Annotated in this window: 3 protein-coding genes; 2 read left to right on the top strand and 1 reads right to left on the bottom strand. The window is 39.1% G+C overall.

Annotated elements, in window-relative coordinates; translation table 11 throughout:
• Positions 1-1117 (bottom strand): amino acid permease (locus tag WS44_RS08645; protein ID WP_046434041.1); only part of this gene is annotated, 1117 nt, incomplete at its 3' end.
• Between the two features lie 299 nt (positions 1118-1416).
• On the opposite strand from WS44_RS08645, the gene adhE reads away from it, so the two are divergent.
• Entirely contained in the window at positions 1417-4044 is a 2628-nt protein-coding gene (gene adhE, locus WS44_RS08640) for a bifunctional acetaldehyde-CoA/alcohol dehydrogenase (RefSeq protein WP_046434040.1), read from the top strand.
• A gap of 189 nt (positions 4045-4233) precedes the next feature.
• The coding region (glmS, locus tag WS44_RS08635) for a glutamine--fructose-6-phosphate transaminase (isomerizing) (protein WP_046434039.1) at positions 4234-5545 on the top strand (1312 nt) is incomplete at its 3' end.

The raw sequence follows: 5545 nt of genomic DNA, 5'->3' as shown, positions 1-5545 counted from the left end.
TAGTTGAAGTGGAAGAAATAAAATTAAAGGCCTGATCGCCAATGATTAGAGTAATAATAGGTGCACATGCCATTAATAAAGCGGATAAAATTAAAGCGTTTTGTGGCAATTGTCTTCTAGATAGATGTCCAAAGGTTTGGTTCCATTCTCCATGACCACCATAAGTGACAGAGAAAAGAAGACGACCAGCGCTATATAGAAAGCTGTTAGTTGATGAAACTGCAGCTGAAATTACAACAAAGTTAATGATTGAACTTGCATTTCTAATGCCAGTGGCACCGAGTGCTTGTACAAATGGACTAGAATTAGTTGCTACCTTTGACCAAGGGATCACTAGTAAAATACCTAAGATTGCCATTACATAAAACAAAATGATACGAAAAGGTAACTGATTAATTGCTCGCTTTAAGGTAGTTTTAGGATTTTGGGCTTCCGCAGCAGTTAAACCAATAAGTTCAACGCCAATAAAACTAAAGATAACCATTTGGAAACCTTGCAAAAATCCTTTAGTACCTCTAGCAAAGAAACCACCGTGATCATCTAAGTTGGCAAAGGCAACAGGACCAAATGATGTTTTACCACCAGTGATTAATAGATAAGCGATCAATAAAACAAAAGCAACTACTGTCACGATTTTGATAATGGCAAAACTGAATTCCAAATTACCAAAAACACGAGCTGAAATTAGATTGATGATCAACAAAACGGCAATTGTAATTAATCCTGGAATCCATGGTTTTAAATTTGGAAACCAATATTCAAAATAAATTCCTAAGGCAGTTGTTTCTGCCATTCCTAAAGTGATCCAACTAATCCAATAAAGATATCCGGTAATAAATCCGATATTTTTACCGAGATATTGTTCAATAAAATCAATGTAAGTGTGTTTATGAAGGTCAGACATAATCATTTCGCCTAAGGCTCGCATAAGCAAGAATAGGAAAATACCTACAATGATATAAATCAGAATAACGCTAGGACCTGCGCGGTGAATACTATCACCAACCCCTAGAAAAAGTCCGGTTCCAATTGTTCCACCTAAAGCAATTAATTGAATATGTGCATTGCTTAGGGTTCTTTTATAGCCAGAATCAGTCTGCGATTTTTTCTCATTCATATAAGGTCCCCCGTATTTTCATATATACTTAATATTTTATCATTGTTAAGGAGTTGCACCAGCTTTAACAGATAAATTTAAAAAATCTATAAAAAGCATGTGATTATAAGTTTGGTAATTCACAAAGTAAATAATTTAACAAGCGCTTTCATTGGCGCAAAATCAAAAATATAAATGCTCTAAAAAGATTGTTAACCTGACTTATCATAAATTAAAACATTTACATTTGTTAGTATTGTGCTATAGTTGACATTGTAAATTAGTTCACAAGAATTAGTAGATCTTAGAGGTAATAAGTAATGGCTAAGACACAACAAAAACAGACTCTTACAGAGGAAGAAAAGAAAAAGCAAATCTACGACATGGTAGATAACTTAGTAAAGAAATCACATGTTGCATTAGACCAAATGGCTAACTTCACACAAGAACAAGTTGATAAGATCTGTGAAGCAGTTGCTACTGCCGGTGAACAAAATGCTTATCCATTGGCTAAAATGGCCGTTGAAGAAACTAAGCGTGGTGTGGTAGAAGACAAAACTACTAAGAATATGTACGCTAGTGAAAATATTTGGAATAGTTTACGTCACGAAAAGACTGTTGGCGTAATTGAGGAAGACAAGGAATTAGGTTTAACCAAGATTGCTGAACCTAAGGGTGTCATTGCTGGTGTTACTCCAGTAACTAACCCAACTTCAACTGTTATTTTTAAAGCTATGCTTGCTTTAAAGACTAGAAATACAATTATCTTCGGCTTCCACCCACAAGCTCAAAAGTGTTGTGTAGAAACTGGTAAGATTATTCGTGCTGCTGCTGTTGCCGCTGGTGCTCCAGCAGACGCAGTTCAATGGATTGAAGAACCAAGTTTAGATGCTACTACTGATTTAATGAATAACCCAGGCGTTCAAACTATTTTGGCTACTGGTGGTCCAGGTATGGTTAAGGCTGCTTATTCATCAGGTAAGCCAGCTATTGGTGTTGGTCCTGGTAACGGTCCATCTTACATTGAAAAGTCAGCTAACATCGACCGTGCTGTTTATGACATTGTTTTGTCAAAGAACTTCGATAATGGTATGGTTTGTGCTTCTGAAAATTCAGTTGTTGTAGACGACGAAATTTACGACAAGGTTGTTGATGAATTCAAGAAGTGGGACTGCTACTTCTTAAACAAAGAAGAAATTAAGAAGTTCGAAGAACACTTCATCGACCCAAGACGTGGTACTGTTGCAGGTCCTGTAGCTGGTAAGTCAGCTTACGAAATTGCTAAGCTTTGTGGTGTTGATGTACCAAAGAACACCAAGGTAATCGTTGCTGAATACAACGGTGTTGGTAGAAAGTTCCCACTTTCAGCTGAAAAGCTTTCACCAGTATTCACTTTGTACCGTGCTAAGAATCATGACGATGCCTTCAGAATTTGTTCTGAACTTCTTGATTACGGTGGTCGTGGTCACACCGCTGGTCTTCACTCAAGCGACAAGAAGATCATTGATGAATTTGCAATGAAGATGGATGCTTGCCGTATCTTGGTTAACTCACCAGCTGCCCTCGGTGGTATCGGTGACCTTTACAACAACATGTTGCCATCACTTACTTTAGGTACTGGTTCTTACGGTGCCAACACCTTCTCACACAACATTGGTGCTAAGGACTTGCTTAACATCAAAACAGTTGCTATGCGTCGCGACAACATGCAATGGGTAAAGGTTCCTTCTAAGACCTACTTCGAACACAACGCAGCTAACTACTTACGTCACATGCCAAACGTAAATCGTTTCTTCATCGTTACTGATGAAGGTGTTGCTGATCAAGGCTTTGCTGATGAAATTACTGACATCATTTCAAAGCGCCGTGGCCAAAAGGAATACGAAGTATTCAAGGCTGTAACTCTTGATCCTAACACTGACGTGATTAAAGACGGTGTTCGCAGAATGAACATCTTCAAGCCAGACGTTGTGATTGCTATCGGTGGTGGTTCAGTAATGGACGCTGCTAAGGCAATGCGTTTGTTCTATGAAAACCCAGAAATGAGTTTTGAGGAAGCTTACCAAAAGTTTTTGGACATCAGAAAAAGAGTAGTTCGCTTCCCAAAGATTAACGGCGTTCAACTTGTATGTATCCCAACTACTTCAGGTACTGGTTCAGAAGTTTCACCAATTGCTATCATTAGCGATGCTAAGACTGGTATTAAGCACACTTTATGTGATTATGCTTTAACTCCAGATGTTTCAATTGTTGATGACCAATTCGTACAAACTTTACCAAAGCGTTTGATCGCTTGGTCAGGTTTTGAAGCATTAGGCCACGCAATTGAAAGTTATGTTTCAACTATGGCTACTGACTTCACTCGTGGTTGGTCACTTGAAGCTATCAAAACTATCTTCGCTAACTTGAAGAAGTCATACGATGGCGACCTTGACGCAAGAAAGCAAATGCATGATGCCGCAACTATTGCAGGTATGGCATACTCAAACGCCTTCCTTGGCCTTGAACACTCAATCGCTCACACCGTTGGATCAACCTTCGATATTCCAAGTGGCGTAAGTGATGCAATTGCTTTACCACAAGTTATCCGCTTCAACTCAAAGCGTCCTGAAAAACTTGCCATGTGGCCTCACTACTCAGTTTACCGTGCTAAAAGTGACTACGCCGACATTGCTAGAGCAATCGGTTTGACTGGTTCAAGCGATGACGAATTAGTTGAAAAGCTTGTCCAAAAGATCATCGACTTGGCTGAATCAGTTGGCATCAAGATGGCTTACAAGGGCTACGGTGTTGACAAGGCTGAATTTGACAAGAAAGTTGACGAATTAGCTGTTGAAGCATACGGTGACCAAAACACTGTAACTAACCCAACTGCTCCACTTATTAGCCAAATCATTCAATTAATGAAAGATTGCTACGAAGGCAAGGGTATTGTTAATAACAAATAAAGATTAACAGCATAAAAAATAGCTATCAGATAACGATTCTGATAGCTATTTTTTTGCCTTCAAAAGTATTATACCAATTTTGTGAATTATTACTTGACCACTTTGGCTAAAAAGGCTATTATGACTACTGTAATCATAAAAACAAACTAGTCCATTAAGAAATATTGAACTAGACCAAAGGAGAAAAATATGTGCGGAATTGTTGGAGTTGTAGGTAAGCCTGCAAGAGATATTATTTTAAATGGATTAACTAATTTGGAATACCGTGGCTACGATTCAGCTGGTATTTACTTAAACGATTTAAATGGACACGAATACTTAACCAAGGCTGTTGGCCGTATTTCAAACTTGAAAGAAAAGTTAACTCCAGATGAACAAGGTTTAGTTGGTATTGGTCATACCCGTTGGGCAACCCACGGTAAGCCAACTGTTGACAACGCTCACCCTCACTTTGATGAAACCAAACGCTTCTACTTAGTTCACAACGGTGTGATTGAAAACTACGCCGAATTAAAAGAAAAGTACTTACAAGGTGTTAAGTTCCACTCAGATACTGATACTGAAGTTGTTGTTCAATTAATCAGCAAGATTGCTCGTGACCAGAACTTAGATACCTTTTCAGCATTTAAGGAAGCTTTGAAGCTTGTTAAGGGTTCATACGCATTCTTACTTGTTGATGACACTGAACCAGATCACGTATTTATCGCTAAGAACAAGTCACCAATGATGCTTGGCTTGGGCGATGGCTTTAACATCATTGCTTCAGATGCTATTTCAGTTCTTGATCAAACTAAGACCTTCGTTGACTTACAAGATGGTGACGTTGGTGACATTACCAAGGATTCATACACTATCGAAACTATTGACGGTAAGAAGGTTGATCGTGAACCTCACGTTTTGAACATCGATCCAAACGCTGCTTCAAAGGGTACTTACGAATTCTACATGTTAAAGGAAATCGATGAACAACCTGGCGTTATGCGTCACATGTCACAAAACTACCTTGACGAAAACGGTGAACCAAAGGTCGATTCAAAGATCGTTGATGCTATTTCAAAGGCTGATCGTCTTTACATCTTCGCTGCAGGTACTAGTTACCACGCAGGTCTTGTAGGTAAGACTATTTTTGAACACTACACTGGTATTCCTACCGAAGTTGGTTATGCTTCAGAAGCTGGTTACCACTTCCCAATGATGAGCAAGCACCCATTCTTCATCTTCTTGACTCAATCAGGTGAAACTGCTGACTCACGTGTTGTTTTGAAGGAAGCTAACAAGCGTGGTATTCCAAGTTTGACTATGACTAACGTTGAAGGCTCAACTCTTTCTCGTGAAGCCGACTACACTATGCTTTTAGGTGCAGGTCCTGAAATCGCTGTTGCTTCAACTAAGGCCTACACTGCTCAAGTTGCTTTGCAAGCCGTTTTAGCTAAGGCTTTGGGTGAAAAGTTAGGCGTTCAAGAAGCTAAGGACTGGAACTTGAAGCATGACTTAGCAATCG

It is taken from the genome of Lactobacillus sp. N54.MGS-719 (assembly GCF_000980505.1).
In the GTDB taxonomy this organism is placed as follows: domain Bacteria; phylum Bacillota; class Bacilli; order Lactobacillales; family Lactobacillaceae; genus Lactobacillus; species Lactobacillus amylovorus.
Note: the sequence above shows the minus strand (reverse complement) of the source record. Positions and strands in the feature narration are given on the sequence as shown.

Coding starts and splice junctions, on each gene's coding strand:
- adhE (WP_046434040.1), top strand. CDS start 1,417: ATGGCTAAGACACAACAAAAACAGACTCTTACAGAGGAAGAAAAGAAA.